Source organism: Bacillus sp. FSL M8-0256, from assembly GCF_038005765.1.
In the GTDB taxonomy this organism is placed as follows: Bacteria; Bacillota; Bacilli; order Bacillales; family Bacillaceae; genus Bacillus; species Bacillus safensis.
This window is the reverse complement of sequence record NZ_JBBOTU010000001.1, coordinates 1,609,195-1,632,164: the sequence shown is the minus strand read 5'-3', so window position 1 is coordinate 1,632,164 and position 22,970 is coordinate 1,609,195. Positions and strand designations below refer to the sequence as shown.

Genomic DNA, 22,970 nt, shown 5'->3' with positions numbered 1-22,970 from the left:
GTTAGTACCTCGGCTTTCTGTCTTTGATTTCAGTTAAAAACTCTAAATAATGCTGATAGCGATACGCTCTGATTTGCTCTTGTTCGACCGCGCCTTTTACTGCACAGCCAGGCTCTTTCACGTGCAGACAGCCTCTAAACTTACAATCTGCACTCCGCTCTTTGATTTCTAAAAAGTAAAGGCCTAAATCTTCCGTTTCAATGCCGGTAAATTCGAGCGAGCTAAAGCCAGGTGTATCTGCAATGAGCCCTTCTGCTGTACGAATAAGTTCGACATGTCTTGTCGTATGCTTTCCCCTTCCAAGATGAGAGGAAATATCATTGGTTTTCAGCGCCAAATCAGGACTCATCGCATTTAAAAGAGAGGACTTACCTACACCAGACTGACCGGCAAATACAGTGATTTTATTATGAAAATGCGGGGTCAGCTTTTCAATTCCGTCTCCCTCGATCGTGGATGTTACATGAACATCATATCCAATTTGCCGATAGTCCTCTGCATAGCCTTGAATACTTTCACGCTCTTCATCTGTTTTCAATAAGTCCATTTTTGTGATACAGATAATCGGCTTAATATCATTTGCTTCCACCAGCACTAGAAATCTGTCTAAAAGCGATGTGCTAAAGGTCGGTTCTGTCGCGGAGAAAACGAGCACCGCTTGATCGACGTTACTAATAGGCGGACGAACAAGTTCGTTTGTCCGCTCTTTTACTTCTAATAAATAGCCTTCTTTATCGTTATCCGCTTGATATACGACATAATCTCCAACTAGAGGTGTGATTTTGTTTTTTCGAAAAATGCCTCTCGCTCTGCACTGAATCACTTTTCCACTTTCTAGAGACTCATCGAGCACATAATAAAATCCGCTTAATGCTTTAATAATTTTGCCCTCAGGCATAAAGTCCCTCCTTTATTCATCGTCAGGGTATTCGATTGTTTTAGAGCTTACGACTTTATCATCAACCGTCACTTGATAGTATCCTTTTTGACCCGGTTCAATCTTAAATTTAATGGTCCGTTCAGTTGGTGCAGTGATGTTAAAGGTTTCATATGAATCAGAAATGCTATGCTCAGCATCGTCAATGGAAATCTGAACGGTCATCTCTTGCCCTTCAGTGACTGGCTCATACGGGATGGCAATCTTCTCAGTTACCGTTTTAGCCGGTTTTTTCTTCGGTCCGAGTGAGAAGGTGATCTTAACCGTATCCCCTGGTTTCACAGCAGTACCTGCTCCTGGCTCCTGCTTCATGACCTCACCTTTTGGTACATCATCAGAATACGCTTCTTTTTCATCAAGCTTTAATCCGTTATCCTCTAAATAATTCGATGCAGCCTGTTTACTATATGTCGTTAAATCCCGCAAAGTAATATCGGCAGGACCTATGCTGACCGTCAACGTCACTTCTTCATCTGCTGCCACAAGCTCAGTACTCGCTGAAGGTTTCTGTTCCATGACAATTCCAGATTCGGTGTCATTATCATTTACTTCCTCCACAACAACTTGCTTAAACCCTTTTTTCTCTAATAATTCTTTTGCTTTATCGACCTTTTCACCTGTTACATCAGGTAATTCGGTCTTTTCTTTGCCAGTACTTTGGTAAAGCTGAATCTCGGTTCCTTCTTTTACCTTTGTGCCGATTTTCGGGTCTGTTTTGACGACAAGCCCTTTTTCAATTTTTTCATCAGCGATCTCAATTGGTTCAGAGGCAACGGTAAAGCCGGCTTTCTTCAAGGTGTCCTCTGCTTTTTCAATCGTCATGCCAGATACATCAGAGACCTCAACATCTTTTGGAAAGAGCAGTCCGGGAAACACAGTGATGGCTAAAATGGTCGCAGCAGTTAGAATAAACAGGATGGATGCCACAACCCAAGGCCATTTTTTTCGTTTCTTTTTCGGCTTTTGTTTCTCTTTTTTCTTCGGTTTTTGCACCGGATGGACAGCTGTTTTTTCATTGTCTTGATCGACTTGATGATCTTGAATGATTGGGATCGCTTTCGTTGCTTCATGATCCTCTTCAATGACAAAGCGTTTTTCTTTTAGTCTTGAAGGGTCGAAAGCAGTTTGCAGATCTTTTTGCATTTCAGATGCATCTTCATATCGATAAAATGGATCTTTGGCCATTGCCTTTAAAATGATGTTTTCCACGCTTTGTGGAACAGAAGGATTCCATCTTCTTACAGATGGCGGCTCTGATTGCAAATGCTTCAGCGCAACACTGACAGCTGATTCCCCTTCAAATGGCATGCGTCCAGAAATGAGTTCATAGAGCACAATTCCAAGTGAATAGATGTCTGACTTTTTCGTCGCAAGACCTCCGCGGGCTTGCTCTGGAGACAAATAGTGCACGGATCCTAGAACCGAATTTGTGTGGGTGATGGTCGCTGAGCTGAGTGCAATGGCAATCCCAAAATCAGTGACTTTAATATTCCCCATGTTGTCTATTAATATATTGTGAGGCTTAATGTCCCGGTGGACGAGCTGCTTTGCATGGGCTTCTTCCATTGCCGCAACCACTTGCTCCATAATGCGAACGGCTTCTTTCGGATGAAGCGGGCCATTGGCATGTATGTATTCTTTCAGCGTCATCCCCTCGACATATTCCATGACAATATAATAAATGTCATCTTCTTCCCCTACATCGTAGATGCTGACAATATTTGAATGATCTAAACTTGCGGCTGATTGCGCCTCGCGCCGGAAACGTCTAATAAAATCATCATCGCTTGCAAAGTCAAAGCGCAAAATTTTAATCGCGACTTCGCGATCTAAAATCATATCCTCCGCCAAATAAACGTTTGCCATTCCGCCTCCGCCTATGACGCGAAGAATCTGATAACGGCCGCTGATCCGTTTTCCGATCAACACTTGCTGTCACCCTCCTCTGGCTGGGAGGAGATTTCTAACAATACTGCTGTAATGTTATCTTCACCGCCGTTGTCATTCGCTGTTTGGATTAATGCTGTTACTTTTTCATCTGGTGCGGTCGTTTGGTTTAAAATATGAATCAAATTCTCTTCTTCTACTTTATTTGATAAACCATCTGAGCAAAGCAGGATTTGATCTCCAGGGTCCACTTCAAAGGTATGTGCATCGATTTGAACGTGTTTATCTGTTCCTAATGCTTTCGTAAGCACATTTTTTCTTGGATGATATTCTGCATCCTCTTTAGAAATTTCACCTGTTTTCACAAGCTCATTTACAAGTGAATGGTCATCTGTTAGCTGGGTCAGTGCTCCTTCTCTTAGCAAGTAGCAGCGGCTGTCGCCAATATGGGCAATTGTGACCGTTTGCAAATGAACGAGCGCACAAACAATGGTTGTCCCCATTCCTTGGCACTCCTCATTGTTTTTCGCATGTTCATATACTTGATCATTAATGTCACTAATTTTTGAGATTAACCAGCTTTCTTGCTCTGCTGGTTTTGCTGGGATTGAAGATGTTTCTTCCCAGTATTCTTTTAAAGAAGAGACGGCCATCCTGCTGGCGACATCACCAGCAAGATGACCTCCCATTCCATCTGCTACAACAGCTAGAAGGGTATCTTCTTTTGCTTCAAAAATACCTGCATCATCTTCATTATGCTGACGGACTTTTCCTGTATCGGTTTGAAAGGCTGCCCTTATCAACATTCGTCACCTCGTCTCTTCCTGACGCTCCTTCGCTCTTAGCTGACCGCAAGCAGCATCAATATCATGGCCTTGCTCTCGTCTAATCGTTACGTTTACGCCGCGTTCTTTCAGCGTTTTTTCAAATAGGAAGATTTGTTCTCTCGGTGTTCTTACATAATCCCTTTCCGGTACATAGTTCACCGGAATGAGGTTCACGTGGCATTTGATTCCTTTTAATAAGTCTGCAAGCTCTTCTGCATGATGAACTTGATCATTTACTCCGCCAAACAGGCCGTATTCAAAGCTGACACGTCTACCCGTTTTTTGAATGTAGTATTCAATGGCTTCCATTAATTTTGGCAGCTTATATGCTTTATTGATCGGCATCAGACGGCTTCTGATCTCTGTGTTCGGTGCATGCAGAGAGACAGCAAAATTGATTTGCATTTGCTCATCAGCGAATTGATAGATCTTTGGAATGATTCCGCTTGTCGACACTGTAATATGACGCGCGCCAATATTTAAGCCGTTGTCATGGTTGATGATTTTAAGGAAGGCAAGCATTTCGTCAAAGTTATCAAACGGTTCGCCAATTCCCATGATGACAACCGAGCTGACTCTCTCATCTGTTTCGTCAAGTGCCTGCTGCACTTTCAATACTTGAGCAACGATTTCTCCTGCTTCAAGGTTTCGTTTTAACCCGCCAAGTGTAGATGCACAGAATGTACAGCCGATTCGGCAGCCAACCTGAGTTGTGACACAGACAGAGTTGCCGTATTCGTGGCGCATCAGTACTGTTTCAATCGTATAGCCATCATGTAATTCAAATAAAAACTTGATCGTTCCGTCTTGAGACGTTTGTTTGATCACAGTTTTTAATGTGGTGATCGCAAATTGATTTTTTAATTTTTCTCTTAAATCCTTTGAAAGGTTAGACATATCGTCAAAGGATGTCACACGTTTCTCATAAAGCCACTCGAAAATTTGGGCTGCGCGGAAAGGCTTTTCGCCTTGTTCTTTTAACCATTCTTTCATTTCGTGAAGCTCAAATGAGTAGATCGACGGCATTTCTGTCTTCAGTTCTTTTCTTACTTTTTGTTCTGTCATTTTTTATCCCTTCTTTCTCATGCTGCAAATAAAGAAACCATCTGTTCCGAAATAATGAGGAAGGATTTGTACACTTCCGTTTTGAACAAACGGAGCAACCTGCTCAGGCAGCCGTTCATTAAGAGATAGATCGGGTTCGAAGTCTTGGTGTTCTTGTAAAAACGCATGAATCACTTGTTGATTTTCTGTTGGGTCCATTGTACACGTACTGTATACAAGGGTTCCGCCCGGTTTTAAAAGCGGGGCCGCTTCCTTTAAAATGGCCTGCTGGATAGCTGCAAGCCTTGCTGAGTCTTCTTGTGACTTTGTATATTTCATATCTGGTTTGCGTCTAATGACGCCAAAACCGGAACACGGTGCATCAATGAGAATACGGTCAAACGAAGCTTCGCTGTAATAGTCTGCCGCTTTCCTTGCATCAAGTGCTTTTGCCTCAATGTGAGTAAGGTTCAGACGTTTTGCTGCTTGTTTGATGAGTTTCACTTTGTGTTCATGTAAATCAAGAGAAACAATTTTGCCCTCATCGTTCATACGTTCTGCAATATGTGTTGATTTTCCGCCAGGAGCCGCACAGGCGTCAAGCACCGTTTCTCCCGGCTGAGGGTCGAGCGCTCTTGCGACAAGCATCGAGCTTTCATCTTGTATCGTCACATAGCCTTCTTGAAAAGAAGGGGTTGAGACGATGGACCCTTTCATGAGCTTAAGTGCATCTTCAGATAAGTCGCCAAGCTCCGTTTCAATGCCTGCTTCCATTAGTTTTTGCTGCAGTGCCATGCGGTCAGTTTTCATTCGATTGACACGAAGGGTTTGCTTTGGCGGAACTAAATGAATGCGGCACATGCTTTCTGCCGCTTCAAACCCGTACGCCTGAACCCACTCCTGCACAAGCCATAATGGGTGGCTTGTCTCAATGGACAGCCGCTTTACGGGATCTTTGATCGCATCAAATGACGGAACGCCTTCTCTTTGCACGGAACGAAGAACACCGTTCACAAGTGAAGAAATGCCTTTATGCCCGCGCTTTTTCGTTAGCTCGACAGCTTCATGAATGGCTGCACGATCTGGTATTTTTTCAAGATACACCATTTGATAAAGAGACATCCGCAAAAGCTGCATCACCCATGGAGCGACCTTTTGCGGTTTTTTCACAAAGGGCATCAGCATATAATCTAATGCCAGCTTATTTTGCAGTGTACCATATACAAGCTCTGTTAACAGCGGTTTGTCCTGATCAGCTAAGTCTTTATCTTTCATGACTGACTGCAACAGCAAATTACTGTAAGCTTGATTTTGTTCGAGTTTGATTAAAGCGTCCAGCGCTACTTCTCTCACATTACTTTTCTTCATTCATTAGCCCTAATTTCTGTCCAATTTCGATATTTGCGCCTCTTAAGAAGTCTTCGCCGCTCATTTTCTTCTTACCAGCTGGCTGCACACCTGTTAATAAAAGGCCTTGCTCATTCCCAGTTGCAATGACCGGACCTTCTTTTTGAAGCTCAATCACTTTCCCGGGTTCTTCTTGCGCTTGAAGCGGAACCTTTTTCGCTTCCCATACTTTTAGATGAGCGCCGTTCCATTCAGTATAGGCAACTGGCCAAGGATTTAGCCCGCGAACTTGGTTGTAAAGCTCTTCACCGGTTTTTGTCCAGTCTAATCTTTCTTGCTCCCGCTTAATATTTGGCGCGTATGTGGCCGCTTCTTCATTTTGCGGAATTGGAGAAATAGACCCGCTTAGAACATTTGGCACCGTATCTTTTAGCAGCGTGGCACCAGCTGCACTTAATTTATCATGCAATGTTCCGACATTGTCTAATTCATCGATTTCTACTTCTACTTTACTGATCATGTCACCTGCATCAAGCCTTTCCACCATGTACATGATGGTAACGCCTGTTTTCTTTTTGCCTTGAAGGATCGCATAATGGATCGGCGCGCCGCCTCTTAGTTCTGGCAGGAGCGAGGCATGAACATTGATACAGCCAAACTTAGGTTCATCGAGTAATCGCTTTGGTAAGATTTGTCCAAATGCCGCTGTGACGATTAAATCCGGCTGTAATGCAAGCACCTTATCAATTTCTTCATCAAGGCGCACCTTTTCAGGCTGCAACACAGGAATGCCGTGCTTTAAGGCTTCCACTTTTACAGGAGGCGGTGTGAGCACTCGTTTTCTTCCTTTTGGGCGGTCTGGCTGCGTGACAACCCCTACCACTTCGTATCCTTCTGTTATCAGTGTTTGCAGCACAGGTACTGAGAAATCAGGGGTTCCCATAAATACGATACGTGCCATTTTCTTCACCCTTCCATTTCCGCAAGTTCTTTTTCTGTATACGTTTCAATGATTTTTGACGTAAATAAAATGCCGTCTAAATGATCAATTTCGTGCAATAAAGCTCTTGCTAAAAATCCGTCTGCTTCTATTGTAAATGGTTTGCCTTTCTTATCAAAGGCTTTTACCTTCACATAGTTCGGTCTCTCTACAGTGCCGTATAAAGATGGAAAGCTCAGGCAGCCTTCAATATCTGTCTGGCTTCCTTCTACTTCAAGCACCTCGGGGTTCACTAAGTCAATTCTGCCAGATTCTTCTCCGATATCTACAACAGCGATTCTTTTTGAAATACCGATTTGTGGTGCTGCTAGTCCAACTCCATCCAGCTCAAGCATTGTATCATACATATCATCCAGCAGTTTTTTAAGCTTTTTATCGAACGTCTCGACGCGCTTTGTCTTTTGTTCAAGCACTTCTGCCGGATGTATGACTATTGGTTTTACTGCCACTTACAGCCCTCCGTTTTACATCATCATATATGGATTCATATCTATTGAAATCATCAATTGTTTTTGTTCCATTTCCTTTTGATAATGGTCTTGTATTTTCCGTAGTAAACTTGCCAGTTCATTTTCCCTTTTGTATTTTATCACGCATTGATACCGATATCTATCTTTGATCTTAGCGATTGGCGATGCCGCTGGACCAAGGATTCGAGTATTCGGTGCACAGTTCATTTTTAGGAACTGGACAATTTGGTCAGTAACATGCGCTGCCTTCGTCACTTCTTCGTGTGACACTGTCACCATCGCCAAAAAGTAATAAGGCGGATAGGACTGGTGGCGGCGATGCAGCATCTCCTGTTCATAAAAGGCTTCGTAGTCATGCTGCTTCGTTAATTCAATACTATAGTGAGAAGGTGTATACGATTGAATAATAACCGAGCCCGCTTTTTCATGGCGCCCTGCCCTGCCGCTGACCTGCGTGAGAAGCTGAAATGTTTTTTCACTTGAACGAAAATCAGGGATGTGAAGGGATGTATCCGCACTGAGAACACCAACAAGTGTGACATCTGGGAAATCCAGCCCCTTTGCAATCATCTGCGTCCCGAGCAAAATGTCCGCTTCTTTATTGCCAAAAGACGTAAGAAGCTTTTCGTGAGCACCTTTACGAGACGTTGTATCCACATCCATTCGGATCACACGCGCCTCAGGCAACACCTTTGTCAGTTCCTCTTCTACTCGCTGCGTGCCAGTCCCAAAGTAGCGAATATGCTCACTGTGACATTCTGGACATTCAGAAGGTACTGGAGCTTCGTGACCACAATAATGGCACTTCAGCCGTTTTTGATAGCGGTGATAGGTGAGAGAAATTTCGCAATGAGGACATTGCTCCACATATCCGCAATCACGGCACATCACAAAAGATGAATAGCCTCTTTTGTTCAGAAATAAAACGGCTTGTTCTTTTCTTTCAAGCACTTCCTTTAACCTGATCATTAATTCTTCTGAGAACATGGAGCGGTTGCCATTTCTTAATTCTTCTCTCATATCAATTAACGAAACGTGCGGCAGCTGCTGCTGGTTGACGCGGTGCTTGAGCGACAGCAATGTATAAACGCCTTTTTTCGCACGTGCATAGGTTTCAAGTGAAGGTGTTGCACTGCCTAATACGACTGGACATTGATGCCGCACTGCTCGTTCAATGGCGACATCCTTGGCATGGTAACGAGGCATTTCTTCTTGTTTATAAGAGGATTCGTGCTCTTCATCTATAATAATCATGCCTAAATTTTCAAATGGAGCGAAAACAGCAGATCTTGCGCCAACGACAAGCTTGACTTCCTTGCGATGAATCTTCCGCCATTCATCATATTTTTCTCCTGTCGATAAGCCGCTGTGAAGAACAGCCACATTTGAGCCAAATCGTTCTTTAAATCGCTGCACCATTTGAGGGGTTAATGAAATTTCAGGAACTAAAACGATCGCTTCTTTCCCTTTTTGAAGAACATGATCAATTGTCTGCAAGTAAATCTCCGTTTTGCCGCTTCCTGTCACTCCGTGCAGCAAAAAGGTTTCGTGCTGATCCTCACTGACCGCTTGATGAATATGTTTTGCCGCCTCTGTTTGCTCAGGCGTGAGATCAAGTGATGCAGATGGTGTAAACTCCCGGTCACGGTAAGGATCCCGGTAGACCTCTTCATAGCTTTCTGTTAACAGCCCTTCTTGAATAAAGGTTTTAAGCGTTTGAGAACTCGCGCCTGTTTGCTGCTGCAAGTCTTTCGCTAAAAAGGTTGTCTCTCCCGCTTGAAGCAAGTAAGAGATCAGTGCCTTTTGTTTTACCGCATTTTTTTTTAGCTGCTGCTGCTTTTCTTCAAGTTTTTCTTTCGATACAGCCAACTGGAGCATGCGGACCTTTTTCTTTCCAGATTTTTGCGAGACATGATATCTCACCTCTAGATGACCTTTTTGGACATGCTTTTGAATCTGTTTTAATTGTTCAGCCGGGATGTCAGCATAAAGAATGCTCTCACGCTGACCGAAAAGCTCTTTCAATGACTGCGGAAGTTCTTCCTCTGATAGCACCTGTATTTCTTTTTCATACTTTGCCTTCATGGCTGCGGGCAGCATCGATTGAAGTGCCGTAATATGATAGGACAATGTTTTTTCCGTCAGCCAGTGGGAAAGCTCCAGCAGCTCATCTGTCAGAACAGGTGATAAATCAAATAAATCAACTATCTCTTTGATGCTTCCTGTCTTGATGTCTGTTTCCTCTTTGACTTTTGTCACAAACCCTTGAATCTTCCGCGGGCCAAAGGGAACGACCACCCTCATTCCCGCTTTGACGAGATCTTTGAATCGATCTGGTACACGGTAATCAAATGGCCGGTCAATGGCTTTCGTTGTGACATCTACAATGACTTCAGCAATCATGCGCGATCACGCTCTTCTGGAAGCAGCTGTATTGCCTCCTTTAAAATTTCAAAAGCGAGGTCTTTTTTGCTCATCATCGGCAGCTCTTTTTTCGTTCCATCTGCTTTGATGATCGCTGCCACATTGGTATCTGTGCCAAAGCCTGCACCTTCTTTTGTAACGTTATTGGCGACAATCATATCTAGATGCTTGGATTCAATTTTCTTTTTCGCATAATATTCTACATCCTGCGTTTCAGCTGCAAAACCGACCAGCACTTGATGCTCTTTTCTTTTCCCCAGCTCTTTTAAAATATCTTTTGTCCGGGTGAATTCAATGTCCAGAGCGCCGTCCTGTTTTTTCATTTTATGAGCATATGTCGTGACAGGGGTGTAATCGGCGACAGCTGCTGATTTAATGACAAGATCTGCTTCTCCGTATACATCTAGCGCAGCTTGATACATATCTTCAGCTGATTCAACGTGCACTACATGTACATGGTCAGGTTCAGTTAAAGAAACAGGTCCAGAAATCAGCGTAACATCTGCCCCCATTTGCTGAGCAGCCTCTGCGATCGCATAGCCCATTTTTCCACTAGAACGATTTGTAAAGAATCGGACAGGATCGATGACTTCACGTGTAGGACCAGCTGTCACCACGACTTTTTTTCCTGAGAGCGGTAAGCTTTTTGGCTCATCAAAAAAAGCACGGATGTGTTCCACAATTTTTTCAGGCTCTTCTAATCGCCCTTTTCCAATGTATCCGCAGGCTAAATAACCTTCACTTGGCTCAATAAACCGGTAGCCGTCTTCATATAATGTGCGAATGTTCCGTTTCACAGCCGGGTGATCGTACATATGCACATTCATCGCTGGAGCGATCCATACAGGCGCTGTTGAAGCAAGCAAAGTCGTCGTCAGCATATCATCTGCAAGTCCAGCGGCCATTTTACCAATCGTATGTGCTGTTGCAGGGGCAACAAGAATGAGATCGGCCCAGTCAGCTACGTCAATATGCGCAATGACTCTTGGATTGTTTTCTTTGAATGTATCTACATATACCTCATGCCTAGACAGAGCTTGGAAGGTTAGCGGAGACACAAACTCACGAGCAGATTCCGTCATAATCACTCTGACATTTGCGCCTGCTTGTACGAGTTTACTAGTAAGTGCTGCTGCTTTATATACGGCGATTCCTCCGCTGACACCGAGCAAAATATTTTTTGACTGTAACATTTGTTTGTCCCCCTTAACGGCCTTTTTCACAAATTCGTCTACAATTCAAAAAAGTCAAAACCAATCATAGTTTTGACTTTTTTGAACGTATCGTATCTGCATTGCAGAAGCGATGTGTTATTCTTGATCCTCTTTTTCAAATGTCAAAAGACCAGCGTCGATTTCTTCTAGTGCTTTGCCTACGAATTTGTAAGACTTTGTGTTTTCAATCTGCTGATCTTGATGGATCTGCATTTCACGTGCACGGCGTGCCGACACTGTTACAAGTGTATATTTTGAATCAAGTTTGTTCATCAATGAGTCAATTGAAGGATCTAACATGGTTTATTCTACCCCCAGCATTTTTTTATATCTTGGTGCGACTCTGTCTCTGCGCAGGTGTTCTGCAAGGACGATCGCTTTGATTCTTTCACAAGCAAGCTCGACATCATCGTTTTCAACGACATAGTCGTAAGCATCCATCATTTCAATTTCTTCTTTCGCAGCGGCCATTCGGTTTCGAATGAGCTCCTCAGACTCTGTACCGCGTGTAATGATGCGGTTTTGAAGTTCTGAAAGACTAGGCGGTGCAAGGAAAATAAAAAGACCTTCCGGGAATGCTTCTCTTACTTGAAGTGCACCTTGCACTTCAATTTCAAGGAAAACATCTTTTCCTTCGCTTAATGTCTGTTCTACATAGTCAACAGGCGTGCCGTAGTAATTCCCGACGTACTCTGCCCATTCTAACAGCTTTTTGTTTTCAATCATATGTTCAAATTCTTCCCTGGTTTTAAAGAAATAATCGACACCATTTCTTTCACCTTCACGCGGTTTGCGTGTCGTCACAGAAATAGAGTATTCAAATTTCGTATCTTCCTGGGAGAAAATGGCTTGTCTGACCGTTCCTTTTCCAACTCCCGAAGGTCCAGAGAGAACGATTAAAAGTCCTCTTTCTTTCATAATGGCGTATTACCCCTGCCCTTCATCTATGATTTCTTCTTTTACAGAAAGTCTTTGCGCGACAGTCTCAGGCTGAACGGCAGATAAGATGACATGGTCACTGTCCATAATGACAACAGCACGGGTTCTTCTTCCGTATGTAGCATCTATGAGCATGCCTCGATCTCTTGCGTCTTGTATCATTCGTTTAATCGGTGCTGATTCCGGACTGACGATCGAAATCATCCGATTCGCTGAAATGATGTTTCCAAATCCGATATTGATCAACTTTATGGTCATCTTCTTTCGTCCCCCTGTAATATAAACGTCTCTAGTCTCGCCGAAAGAGACGCACTGTAAACAGCATACACAATGACTATTCTATATTTTGCACTTGTTCTTTTATTTTTTCAATAGCACTTTTCATTTCAACCACCAGCTTTGTTAAATGGTGATGGTTCGCTTTTGATCCAATGGTGTTCACTTCACGGTTGAGCTCCTGTACAAGGAAGTCAAGTTTTCGGCCGGCAGCACCGCCTTGCAGCAAGATTTGCTGAAACTGCTGAAAATGACTTTTTAATCTCGTAATCTCTTCTGTAATGTCACACCGGTCAGCAAAGATGGCAGCTTCAGTTGTTAGTCTGCTCTCGTCAAGCGCCTCTCCGATCCATTCTTGCAATCGCTGATTCAATCGTTCTTTGTACTGACTCACAACCTCTGGTGCAAAGACTTTGATTTCTTCTGTATAGGCCTCTAGTTCAGAAAGCCTCAGTTCACAGTCTTTTTGAAGGGATGCCCCCTCTTGCTCTCTCATGAAGCAAAGCTCCTTGACAGCAGCCTCGCAAGCTTCCATCAGCAGCTGCTCTAACTGTTCATTTCGGCTGGCTGACTCTTCCACCTGAACGGCAAGCTCCAGCCCCAGTAAGTCATGTGCATGCTGAATGCCTGAAATGTGATAGCGTTCCTCGAGGTCTTTTGCGGCTTTCATGTATTCATCAAGCAGCGGCCAGTCGATCTGTAAGGACCGGCTTGCTAGTTTACCGCCTTCAATCGTGACAAACAGCTCAATTCTACCGCGCTGCACGTGACGAAGAATGATCTTTTTTAATGTATCTTCGAAATATAAAAGCGGCCTCGGCAAACGGGCATGAACCTCTTTAAAACGGTGATTGACCGATTTTAGCTCAACTGACACTGTCAGTTCTCCATCCGTTTTACTCGCTTGGCCGAATCCCGTCATACTGCGTATCATGTCAAAACACCCAATTCTTTCATATTAATAAAATGAAAAAGGTAATAGCAGACACTATTACCTCAAAATTATACCATAATCAATTATTTTTTTCTTGTCAAAAGTGATCCTGCCAGTAAAAAAGTTGGCAGTGCAGACATCCCGATGATTAGCAGCCAATCAATTGGTGCAACCGCGACCGTTTTGAAAATCGGCTGAAGCGGCGGGTAATAAATGACCACAAGCATGAGCAAAAGTGATGACAAAACCGCACCGATCAAATAAAGGTTCCCAAATGGGTTACGTTCAAAAATGGACCGTTCACTGCGGCAGTCAAATACATGAATGAGCTGCGCCAAAACAAGCGTACTAAATGCGACAGTCTGCGCATATTGCAGGTTGTTTGGATCGCGGTGATACACAAAGATAAATGCCAAAAGGGTCGCAAGTCCGATGAGGAAGCCTCTTGAAATGACCTTCCAGCCAAGCCCTCTAGCAAAAATGCCCTCTTTCACATTCCGCGGCTTTCTCTTCATGACATCGCCTTCTGGCTTATCCATGCCAAGTGCCATAGCCGGCAGACCATCTGTGACAAGGTTTACCCATAAGATTTGTATAGGAACGAGCGGCAGCGGCAGCGCGAGCAGCATCGCAAACAGCATGACCAAAATTTCTCCGACATTTGATGCCAGCAAATAACGGACAAACTTACGAATGTTTTCATAAATATTCCGGCCCTCTTTAATGGCGGATTTTATGGTCGCAAAGTTGTCGTCAAGTAAAATAAGAGAAGATGCTTCTTTGGCTACGTCTGTTCCAGTGATGCCCATGGAGATGCCGATATCTGCTTGTTTAATGGCAGGTGCATCATTGACCCCATCACCTGTCATCGCCACAACATGCCCATTTTTTTGATAGGCTTTGACAATTCTCAGTTTATGCTCAGGGGAAACCCGGGCAAAGACGTATACATTTTCAGCCGTTTGCTCAAGCTCTTTGTCGCTCATCTGATCAAGCGCTTTCCCGTCGAGCACCTGTCCTTGCTTCGGTAAAAGGCTCAAGTCTTTGGCGATCGCTTTGGCCGTTTCTACGTGGTCGCCTGTAATCATGACCGTTTTAATCCCGGCATCCCGGCACTCTTTAATCGCTCGTCTGACTTCAGGACGCGGTGGATCGATCATGCCCTCTAACCCGATAAATGTTAAATCGGTTTCAGCCTGCTTTACAGAGGTGATTTTTTCTGTCAGACCGACTTTTTTATACGCAATGGCAATGGTTCTAAGCGCCTGTCTTGCTAACCCTTGAATCGCAGCTTCTGCTTCTTGCCTATGAGTTGCTGAAAAAGAAGCTGTGCGTCCGCCGTGCATGATATGACTTGAACGGTTCATTAGTACATCCGGCGCACCTTTTGCAATGACATACCGCTCTTTTTGATTCGTTTCAACGACGACTGACATCATCTTTCTTTCTGAGTCAAAAGGAAACTCCTCAATGACATGAAATCCAGCTTCAATGAATTGCTCTGTAAAACCCGCTTTACGTGCTGCGGTAAGAAGCGCCCCCTCTGTCGGATCGCCATCAAGCCTCATCTCCCCGTCTTTTTCAACAATGGTCGATGTATTACAAAGCGCCCCGTATAATAACACCTTTTGCAGGCTTGGGTGCTTGTCGGCATGGACGATTTCTCCGTTTAAGGTAAAGTCACCGGATGGCTCGTAGCCTGTGCCAGAAATATTCCACGTTTTCCCCTCTGCCCATACATGAGTCACGGTCATTTTATTTTGCGTCATCGTTCCTGTTTTATCTGAGCAAATGATTGACGCGCAGCCGAGTGTTTCCACAGCCGGGAGCTTTCTGACGATCGATTTCTGTTTGATCATCCGCTGCACCCCTAGGGAAAGTGCGACAGTGACAATCGCCGGCAGTCCTTCCGGAATTGCCGCAACAGCAAGAGATACTCCCGCTAGGAACATATGATACAATTCATGTCCTTGCACAACACCGAGAACAACAACGAGCACCGTTAAAAATAAAGCAGCCACAATCAGAATTTTCCCGAGCTGCTCGAGACGCCTTTGCAGCGGCGTTTCCATATTACCTGCTGCATCCAGCATACCGGCAATTTGTCCCATTGCCGTATTCATTCCTGTACCAATGACAACCCCTACGCCGCTTCCTCTAGTAACAAGCGTCCCCATAAAGGCCATGTTCGTCAAATCTCCAAGTGAGACATGGCTGCTTGAAAGAGGACTTGCGTGTTTGACCGCTGGGATAGACTCGCCAGTGAGAGCGGACTCCTCAATTTCTAAGCTCTTTGTTTCTAGTAATCTAATATCTGCCCCAATCCGGTCTCCGCTTGAAAATTTCACAATATCCCCTGGCACGAGATGTTTAGACGGGATCTTGACCCATTCATTATTTCTCCTTGCATATACATGCGGAGTTGATAATTCTTTTAACGCTTGAAGGGATTTTTCCGCCCGGCGCTCTTGATAAAAGCCGAGTACACCATTAATCAAAACAATGGCTACAATCGCAACAGCATCAATGTATTCTCCTAAAAAGGCAGAAATGATTGTTGCTGCAAGCAAGATTAACACCATGAAATCTTTAAACTGTGCTAAAAAAATGATCAGAGCCGACGCCTTTTTTCCTTCCTGCAATTCATTTGGCCCGTGTTTTTCAAGCCGCTTTTGTACATCTTTTTCTGACAGTCCGTCACCTATCGATGTATTCATTGTTTTTAATAAATCGGTTTGGTTCAGTTCATGCCAATTCATTTGACCTCGTCCACTCCTCTTTTGTTCTCTCTCATATGCAGTGTTCTATAAGCCAGTTTATTCAGACTCGTCCTAAATCATGCTATAATAATAAGACTGCCTAAAGAACGAGAAAACGGAAGTTCTTTCAGTAGATTTGTGTGAAAGAAGAGGGTGTATCCAACATGTCATTTGACGGCATTTTTACATATGGTATGACAAATGAATTGCAAGAGACATTAACTGGCGGGAGGATTTCTAAAATCCATCAGCCATATAAGCACGAGCTGATTTTTCATATTCGGGCAAACGGAAAAAATCATAAGCTCCTTTTATCGGCTCATCCGAGCTATGCGAGAGTGCAGCTCACTGAGCATCAATACGACAATCCAAGCGAGCCGCCAATGTTTTGTATGCTCCTCAGAAAGCATCTTGAGGGCGGCTTCATTGAACGTTTTGAACAGATTGGATTTGACCGGGTGATCGTGCTTCATGTAAGAAGCCGAAATGAAATTGGTGATGAGCAGACGCGTAAGCTTTACATTGAAATCATGGGACGTCATAGTAATTTCATTCTGGTAGAGGATGGAACGCAGCAGATCATTGATGGTTTGAAACACCTTTCTCCATCTGTGAACAGCTATCGAACGGTGCTTCCTGGTCACGAATACCTTCTGCCGCCTGCGCAGCAAAAATTGAATCCTTTTGACGTGACAAAGGATGATATTTTGAAGCATTTACGCTTTCAAGAAGGAAAGATCGCAAATCAAATTGTCGATACCTTCTCTGGGGTTTCCCCGCTGTTTGCAAAGGAAGTTGTACACCGGGCCGGTCTTGCCAATCAAGAAACGATTCCAAATACACTGCTCGACATGTTCCAGCTCATTCGCATGCATTCTTTTACTCCGCAGCTCACAAGAAAAGACGGAAAAGAGTATTTCTATTTATTAGAGCTTCAGCATGTCCATGGCGAGATGAAGACATTCGACTCACTCAGCCAGCTGCTTGACCGCTTTTATTTTGGAAAAGCTGAGAGAGATAGAGTCAAACAGCAGGCAGCGGACCTTGAACGGTTTGTCGTCAATGAAAAAAAGAAAAATGAAAACAAGCTGAAAAAGCTAAAAAGAACCCTTGAAGAATCTCAAGATGCACACAAATATCAGCTCTATGGTGAGCTGTTAACAGCCAATTTATATGCGATTAAAAAAGGGGATAAAGAAGCGACTGTCATCAATTATTACGATGAAGACGGCGGAGAAATCACGATTCCGCTCAAAACAAACAAAACCCCTTCTGAAAATGCCCAGGCATATTTTACAAAATATCAAAAGGCAAAAAATGCTGTAGAAGCTGTAAATGAACAAATTAAGCGGACACATGAAGAAATTGCTTATTTTGAAGAGCTGATTCAGCAGCTGTCCTCTGCTTCACCGAAGGATTTAGAGGAAATGAGAGAAGAGCTTGTTGAAGGAAAATATTTGCGCGCCAAACAAAAGCGTCTCGCCAAAAAGAAAAAACCGGCTGCTATTCAGCTCGAAACGTATGAATCATCCCAAGGCATACCAATTTTAGTCGGAAAAAACAACAAACAAAACGAGTATTTGACTACAAAGGCAGCTGCTCGTGATGATATTTGGCTGCATACAAAGGATATTCCTGGGTCACATGTCGTCATCCGTCACCAAGCACCTGATGAACAAACGCTGCTTGAAGCGGCTCAAATTGCCGCCTATTTTTCAAAGGCAAAAGAGTCCAGCTCCGTACCTGTCGACTATGCAAAAATCCGGCATGTGAAAAAACCAAACGGAGCAAAGCCAGGCTTTGTTACGTATGATCAGCAGCAAACATTATTTGTCACACCTGACGAAGATCTTGTGCTCAAGCTGAGAAAATAAATAAAAGAAGCCGATAAAATCTCCTGTAAGGATTTTATCGGCTTTTTCTTTGTCGTTTTTTTCTTTCGATGTAAAGGGCATCAAGTGCGTCAATATCCTCTTCTTCAAGCAAGGATTCAATTGCCGCAGCCAGCTGTTTTGTCCGGGCGGGGCTAGCACCGCTTGTAGAGACTGAAATCGTCACTTTTCCTGCTTTGACAACCTTCGGCACCATCACATTGCCGAGCTCAGATTGGCTCACACAATTCACGAGCTGGTGAGGCTGTGCTGTTTGTGCAATCCATTCATTTACCGAAGGGTCGTTTGTAGCAGCTACAATGAAAAACGCATCCTTCAAATCTTCAGCGCCCACCTTCTTTTCCTTCCAATTCAATGCGTATGTATCAATGAGGCACGCCATCTCTTCAGAAAGATCAGGACTCACAACAGTTAGATGGCAAGGCTCCGTACACAATGTCTTTGCTCTTCTTAATGCAACAGATCCGCCGCCGGCGATGACCACTTGTTTATTGGTTAAATCAAGATGGACTGGAAGCATGGCTTTCTCCTCGGAAACGAAACGCATCGTCTTTGTTTAAAATGGTTTCTAGCACTCGTTCAATATAAGCCGCTTTGACATGCGGATGAAAGCCAATATACCGGCATACCCGGACATCATTCAGCCGCTTTCTCGCCTGAGCGGCTTCACTTTCAATTTCTTTCATTAAAATCCCCGTAAACAGTAAGTAAGGAACGATATAAGCAGGCCCATCGTCATCTTCTGATAACTGCGCGAGAACATCTCGATAATTTGGCTCGCATGCTGTAATAAAACACGGAAGAACCTCTGCATGCGGAAGCAGGCTTCGGACATCGTCTGCAATGCCAAACACATCTCGCTTCACATCCGGATCAGAACTCCCGCGGCCAATTAAAAGAATCCGCGCGCGCTCGCCTTGATATCCTGCTTCTTTAATTCTTGCGGCAACCGCTTTTGTTACTTCTTGATTCACCCCGATCGGCTTTCCATATGTGACCTTCACTTGCGGGAAACGCGCACGCACTTTCTCAATTTCGACCGGGATATCCGATTTGGCATGCATGGCAGTCAAAAGGAGGAGCGGGACGATTGCAATGTGTGTCGCTCCTTTTTTCACACAGGCCTCAAATCCTTCTTCTATAGAAGGGTCCGTCAGCTCTAAAAAACAAATTTCTTGTATATCTGCTTTCACTAACGGCATACAGCTTTTCATAAAAGAAATGGCCTTATCTTGTGCTTCTTTCACCCTGCTTCCATGCCCAACATAAAGGACAGCTTGTTTCATGCGGCTCCTCCCTCTCACTTGTTTTCATCAGACGAAAAGACACGATGTATGCACGTGTCTTTTCTCTACCATTCTCATTTCTCGATTAATGCGGGTTCAAACCAGTTCAGCTTTTGATGAAAATGAACGACATCTCCAACAACAATTAAACTTGGATGCTCGATCCCTTCTTTTTCAACAGTTTCAGACAGTGTCGCAACCGTACAGCAAGTTGTCTTTTGCCTTGTTGTGGTTCCCCAGTGTATAAATGCAGCGGGTGTTTCTGGGTCCCGTCCATTTTTTAAAAGCAGGCGCTGCACTCTTTCCACGTTTTTGACACCCATGTAAATCACAAGAGTATCAATCCCTGTAGCCAGCGCCTCCCACTTTTCTTCAAAATGTTCATCCTTTTGATAGTGGCCCGTGACAAAAGCAACATTTGAGCTGAATTCACGATGTGTCACAGGGATGCCCGCATAAGCAGCCGCTGCAATCCCAGAAGTAATTCCTGGGACGACCTCATACGGAATTCCGTGCTCAGCTAAGCATTCGATTTCTTCACCGCCGCGGCCAAAGACAAAGGGGTCGCCGCCTTTCAGCCGAACGACAACGTTCCCTTCCTTTGCATGAGCCACAAGCGCTTCATTGATGGCTTCCTGCCTCATTGTATGATGATTTGGCAGCTTGCCGCAATAAATCAATTCCGCCTCCGGTTTGGCATGGGCGAGAATTTCTTGATTGACAAGACGATCATATAAGATGACATCTGCCTGCTGTATCGCCTTATGGGCCTTTAATGTGATTAAATCTGGGTCACCGGGTCCAGCACCCACAATGTATACTTTCCCCATCTTGCTTTTCTCCCCCTGCCATCAGGCGATTATTTCGTTGTTCCTTTTACATAATCAACAAGACGCTGTTTAGATTCCTCACGGGATAATTCTCCTGTATCTAATACGAGCTCAGGCGCAGCAGGCTCTTCATACGGTGAATCGATTCCAGTGAAAAATGGAATTTCACCGTTTCTCGCCTTTTTATATAACCCTTTTGGATCACGCTCTTCACACACGTTCAGATCACATTTGACAAACACTTCGTGAAATTCTCCCTCTTCGACCAACTGTCTGACAGTGTGGCGGTCTTCCTGAAATGGAGAAATAAAAGCAGTGATGACAATCGTTCCTTGCTCCACAAATAATTTCGCCACTTCTCCGATCCGGCGGATGTTTTCTTTTCTGTCATCATCTGAAAACCCTAGATCTTTATTGAGTCCGTGCCGCACGTTATCGCCGTCAAGAACTGTGACTTGGTAGCCTTGTTCAAACAGCTCTCTTGCAGCTGCATTCGCGATCGTTGATTTACCTGAACCGCTTAGACCTGTAAGCCAGATAATGCCGCTCGTATGATTGTTTTTTTGTTGATATTCTTTTTTTGTAATAGATGAATCATGCCACACGATATGTTCGTTGCTCATGTCATACCCTCCCGTTAAGATACCGTCGTTTTTAATCCTTCGATTAATGTTTCAATGACTTCTTTTCGGCTGAACGTGCTTGGTGGTAATTCACCGTTTCTCAGCATTGTTCGAACCTTTGTACCTGAAAGAATGACATGCTCGCTTTTGTCGTGAGGACACGTTTTTGGAGTGGCCATCGCTTCACATGTATTACAGTAGAAGCTGTGTTCAAATTTTAATGGAGTAATGCCGATTTCTTCGCTTGTAAATTGATCAAATAGTTCCTGCGCCTCGTATGTGCCGTAATAGTCACCAACACCTGCATGATCTCTTCCGACAATAAAGTGAGTGCAGCCATAATTTTTCCGTACTAGCGCATGAAAAATGGCTTCCTTTGGTCCAGCATAACGCATTGCAGCAGGAAAAACACCTAAAAAGACGCGGTCTTTTGGATAATAACCGTCCAATAACACTTGATAGCTTTTCATTCTTACATCTGCCGGGATGTCGTCAGATTTTGTTTCACCGACAAGAGGATTTAAAAATAAACCATCGACTGTTTCCAGTGCTGTTTTTTGAATATATTCATGAGCACGGTGAACCGGGTTTCTCGTTTGGAAACCAACAATGGTTTTCCAGCCGTTTTCTTTAAAATGACGTCTTGTTTCTTCTGGCTCATACGTAAATTGAGGGAATGGTTTTTCACTGCGTTTCGTCAGTGTAATTTTCCCGCCAATGTAAGTATCGCCGCGTTCAAATAATTTTTTCACGCCTGGATGATTGCGGTCATCTGTTTTATAGACATTCACCGCTTCTTTTTCCTTATCTGGTGTGTATTGATCCTCTACTTCAATGACCCCATATACAGTTCCATTGTAGGATAAGCGCACGATATCGCCTTGATGGATTTCCGCCGCCTTTTCTTTTGTCACTGGCAGTGTAATAGGAAGAGACCAAACGACACCACTTGCTAGCCGCATACTGCTTACAACTGCTTCATAATCAGCTTTTGTTAAAAACCCTTCAATTGGACTATATCCGCCAATTGCAATGAGTTCAAGGTCTGCAAAGGAAATCGCATCTAGTTCAATTTCCTTCGCAGCCGTGCTGAGATCATATTCTTCATTTACTCGATTAATTAATACGCCACCATGTGGTGTTAAACTCATTTGTTCATCTTCCTCTCAATGTTCATATTTATTAGATGTTAATAGTCGGATTTATGGTTAAATCCCGCCGCCCTGTTCATGAATAGAGCTGCTTTCATTTTTGACTGCTTTCATCAGACTCAGCGCACCAAGTGAGGCAAGCAGTACACTCATCATGATAAAGATAGAGTAATAGTCTCCTTTTAAGAAAAGGCTCACAAGCAAATACGATAGGCTGAGTGATAAGAAAGGTGAGACCACCCATACTTTCAGCATTTTTTTCACCACATGTTTGTGAAAAATGTTAGGCCCGCCTTTTGCCATTCCAAGCCCGATAATAGACGAGGAGGTGATTTGGGTAAGTGGAACGGGCAGCCCAAAAATAGAGCTGACGATGACAAGCCCGGCACCGGTACTCGAAAGTAAAATCCCTTCGCCTGTTTGATAGCGGGTAATTTTCTTTCCGTTTGTTTCCAGTACTCTTCTACCTAGCAAGAGGGCCCCTGCTGCGACGAAGATTCCGCCGTAAAGTGTTCCCTGCCCAACTGACAAAACGCCTGAAGCGACGAGCGGGCCGACGGCATTTGCCACATTGTTCATACCGGCTGAAAATGCCTCTAAAAATCCGCTGAGAATTAATACGATAGATAAAATAGCTGTGCCTTTTTTAGACAGCTTCCGTTTAGGGAACATTCTGATGATTTTGACGACAGCAAAGGTAAAAAGAAAGGCGAAAAGCGGGATGATGACCCAAAATGCCACAATCACTAAAATGGATTTCACAAACAAAACTTTATATGCGACTGCTACACCAACTACAGCCCCTACTGTGACCTCACTTGTTGATAAAGGAATCGCCATCAGATTTGCTATGAAAAGTGATAGTGCAGCAGAACCAATGATAATACAAACGATTTCAAGTGTAATGACTGATTCTGGCATAATACCAGAGCTGATCGTTTTGACGACCTCACCGCCGCCAATCACTGAACCTGCTAAAATCCCAACTGCACAAAAACTGAGCGCATAAATGGGCTTTTGAATGGCACCTGATCCATACGCAATGCCCATAGAAGCAGCTGCTCCGCTTGCGCCTATGTTTAAAGCAAAGAATAGACTAAATAAAATTGCGGCGATTTCCATACATTATG

21 protein-coding genes are annotated in these 22,970 nt (G+C 43.9%); 1 reads left to right on the top strand and 20 read right to left on the bottom strand.

Annotated features, from left to right (window positions below):
* Nucleotide 1: 1 nt before the first annotated feature.
* The 14 genes from rsgA to NSQ76_RS08155 form a co-directional block, all read right to left on the bottom strand.
* Nucleotides 2-898: a ribosome small subunit-dependent GTPase A gene (gene rsgA, locus NSQ76_RS08220; RefSeq protein ID WP_034623662.1), complete on the bottom strand. Its 897-nt coding sequence runs from the start codon at nucleotides 896-898 to the stop codon at nucleotides 2-4.
* Nucleotides 899-910: 12 nt separating this feature from the next.
* Nucleotides 911-2,866: a Stk1 family PASTA domain-containing Ser/Thr kinase gene (gene pknB, locus NSQ76_RS08215; protein WP_024426959.1), complete on the bottom strand. Its 1,956-nt coding sequence runs from the start codon at nucleotides 2,864-2,866 to the stop codon at nucleotides 911-913.
* Nucleotides 2,860-3,630: a Stp1/IreP family PP2C-type Ser/Thr phosphatase gene (locus tag NSQ76_RS08210; protein ID WP_029706534.1), complete on the bottom strand. Its 771-nt coding sequence runs from the start codon at nucleotides 3,628-3,630 to the stop codon at nucleotides 2,860-2,862. The genes pknB and NSQ76_RS08210 overlap by 7 nt, the downstream gene beginning before the upstream one ends.
* A 3-nt stretch (nucleotides 3,631-3,633) precedes the next feature.
* Nucleotides 3,634-4,716, bottom strand: a complete 1,083-nt coding sequence (gene rlmN, locus NSQ76_RS08205) for a 23S rRNA (adenine(2503)-C(2))-methyltransferase RlmN (protein ID WP_024424208.1) — start codon at nucleotides 4,714-4,716, stop codon at nucleotides 3,634-3,636.
* A gap of 3 nt (nucleotides 4,717-4,719) precedes the next feature.
* Nucleotides 4,720-6,063: a 16S rRNA (cytosine(967)-C(5))-methyltransferase RsmB gene (rsmB, locus tag NSQ76_RS08200; RefSeq protein WP_034623663.1), complete on the bottom strand. Its 1,344-nt coding sequence runs from the start codon at nucleotides 6,061-6,063 to the stop codon at nucleotides 4,720-4,722.
* Nucleotides 6,050-7,003: a methionyl-tRNA formyltransferase gene (fmt, locus tag NSQ76_RS08195; protein WP_024426956.1), complete on the bottom strand. Its 954-nt coding sequence runs from the start codon at nucleotides 7,001-7,003 to the stop codon at nucleotides 6,050-6,052. Before fmt ends, rsmB begins: the two co-directional genes overlap by 14 nt.
* Before the next feature lie 5 nt (nucleotides 7,004-7,008).
* Entirely contained in the window at nucleotides 7,009-7,491 is a 483-nt protein-coding gene (def, locus tag NSQ76_RS08190) for a peptide deformylase (protein ID WP_341053315.1), read from the bottom strand.
* A gap of 15 nt (nucleotides 7,492-7,506) precedes the next feature.
* A complete protein-coding gene (gene priA / locus NSQ76_RS08185; RefSeq protein WP_034623664.1) occupies nucleotides 7,507-9,915 on the bottom strand; it encodes a primosomal protein N' in 2,409 nt (802 codons plus the stop codon).
* Nucleotides 9,912-11,129, bottom strand: coding sequence for a bifunctional phosphopantothenoylcysteine decarboxylase/phosphopantothenate--cysteine ligase CoaBC (gene coaBC / locus NSQ76_RS08180; protein WP_277721999.1), 1,218 nt, complete (start codon nucleotides 11,127-11,129; stop codon nucleotides 9,912-9,914). Before coaBC ends, priA begins: the two co-directional genes overlap by 4 nt.
* Nucleotides 11,130-11,246: 117 nt before the next feature.
* The gene (gene rpoZ / locus NSQ76_RS08175; RefSeq protein WP_003211647.1) at nucleotides 11,247-11,450 is read right to left on the bottom strand and encodes a DNA-directed RNA polymerase subunit omega; all 204 of its coding nucleotides are present in this window, start codon (nucleotides 11,448-11,450) and stop codon (nucleotides 11,247-11,249) included.
* Nucleotides 11,451-11,453: 3 nt separating this feature from the next.
* Entirely contained in the window at nucleotides 11,454-12,068 is a 615-nt protein-coding gene (gene gmk, locus NSQ76_RS08170; protein ID WP_024424214.1) for a guanylate kinase, read from the bottom strand.
* Nucleotides 12,069-12,077: 9 nt separating this feature from the next.
* The gene (remA, locus tag NSQ76_RS08165) at nucleotides 12,078-12,347 is read right to left on the bottom strand and encodes an extracellular matrix/biofilm regulator RemA (protein ID WP_008344898.1); all 270 of its coding nucleotides are present in this window, start codon (nucleotides 12,345-12,347) and stop codon (nucleotides 12,078-12,080) included.
* A 76-nt stretch (nucleotides 12,348-12,423) separates the two neighbouring features.
* Complete coding sequence (locus tag NSQ76_RS08160) at nucleotides 12,424-13,299, bottom strand: YicC/YloC family endoribonuclease (protein ID WP_034281735.1); 876 nt, start codon at nucleotides 13,297-13,299, stop codon at nucleotides 12,424-12,426.
* Nucleotides 13,300-13,382: 83 nt separating this feature from the next.
* Nucleotides 13,383-16,058, bottom strand: coding sequence for a calcium-translocating P-type ATPase, SERCA-type (locus NSQ76_RS08155; RefSeq protein WP_087978867.1), 2,676 nt, complete (start codon nucleotides 16,056-16,058; stop codon nucleotides 13,383-13,385).
* Between the two features lie 164 nt (nucleotides 16,059-16,222).
* Here NSQ76_RS08155 and NSQ76_RS08150 point away from each other — a divergent pair, with 164 nt between their 5' ends.
* A complete protein-coding gene (locus tag NSQ76_RS08150) occupies nucleotides 16,223-17,932 on the top strand; it encodes an Rqc2 family fibronectin-binding protein (protein WP_341053311.1) in 1,710 nt (569 codons plus the stop codon).
* A gap of 34 nt (nucleotides 17,933-17,966) precedes the next feature.
* Here NSQ76_RS08150 and NSQ76_RS08145 read toward each other — a convergent pair whose 3' ends face one another.
* The 6 genes from NSQ76_RS08145 to NSQ76_RS08120 form a co-directional block, all read right to left on the bottom strand.
* Nucleotides 17,967-18,470, bottom strand: a complete 504-nt coding sequence (locus tag NSQ76_RS08145; protein WP_149126678.1) for a precorrin-2 dehydrogenase/sirohydrochlorin ferrochelatase family protein — start codon at nucleotides 18,468-18,470, stop codon at nucleotides 17,967-17,969.
* Nucleotides 18,451-19,236, bottom strand: a complete 786-nt coding sequence (locus NSQ76_RS08140) for a sirohydrochlorin chelatase (RefSeq protein ID WP_034623670.1) — start codon at nucleotides 19,234-19,236, stop codon at nucleotides 18,451-18,453. Before NSQ76_RS08140 ends, NSQ76_RS08145 begins: the two co-directional genes overlap by 20 nt.
* Before the next feature lie 74 nt (nucleotides 19,237-19,310).
* Nucleotides 19,311-20,066 (bottom strand): uroporphyrinogen-III C-methyltransferase, encoded by a 756-nt coding sequence (gene cobA / locus NSQ76_RS08135; protein ID WP_041108928.1) that lies wholly within the window; start codon nucleotides 20,064-20,066, stop codon nucleotides 19,311-19,313.
* Between the two features lie 29 nt (nucleotides 20,067-20,095).
* Entirely contained in the window at nucleotides 20,096-20,689 is a 594-nt protein-coding gene (gene cysC, locus NSQ76_RS08130) for an adenylyl-sulfate kinase (RefSeq protein WP_024424221.1), read from the bottom strand.
* Between the two features lie 14 nt (nucleotides 20,690-20,703).
* Nucleotides 20,704-21,840, bottom strand: a complete 1,137-nt coding sequence (sat, locus tag NSQ76_RS08125) for a sulfate adenylyltransferase (RefSeq protein WP_024424222.1) — start codon at nucleotides 21,838-21,840, stop codon at nucleotides 20,704-20,706.
* Nucleotides 21,841-21,897: 57 nt separating this feature from the next.
* On the bottom strand, nucleotides 21,898-22,962 hold the full coding sequence (locus NSQ76_RS08120) for an inorganic phosphate transporter (RefSeq protein WP_025092551.1): 1,065 nt from the start codon (nucleotides 22,960-22,962) through the stop codon (nucleotides 21,898-21,900).
* Between the last annotated feature and the right edge of the window lie 8 nt (nucleotides 22,963-22,970).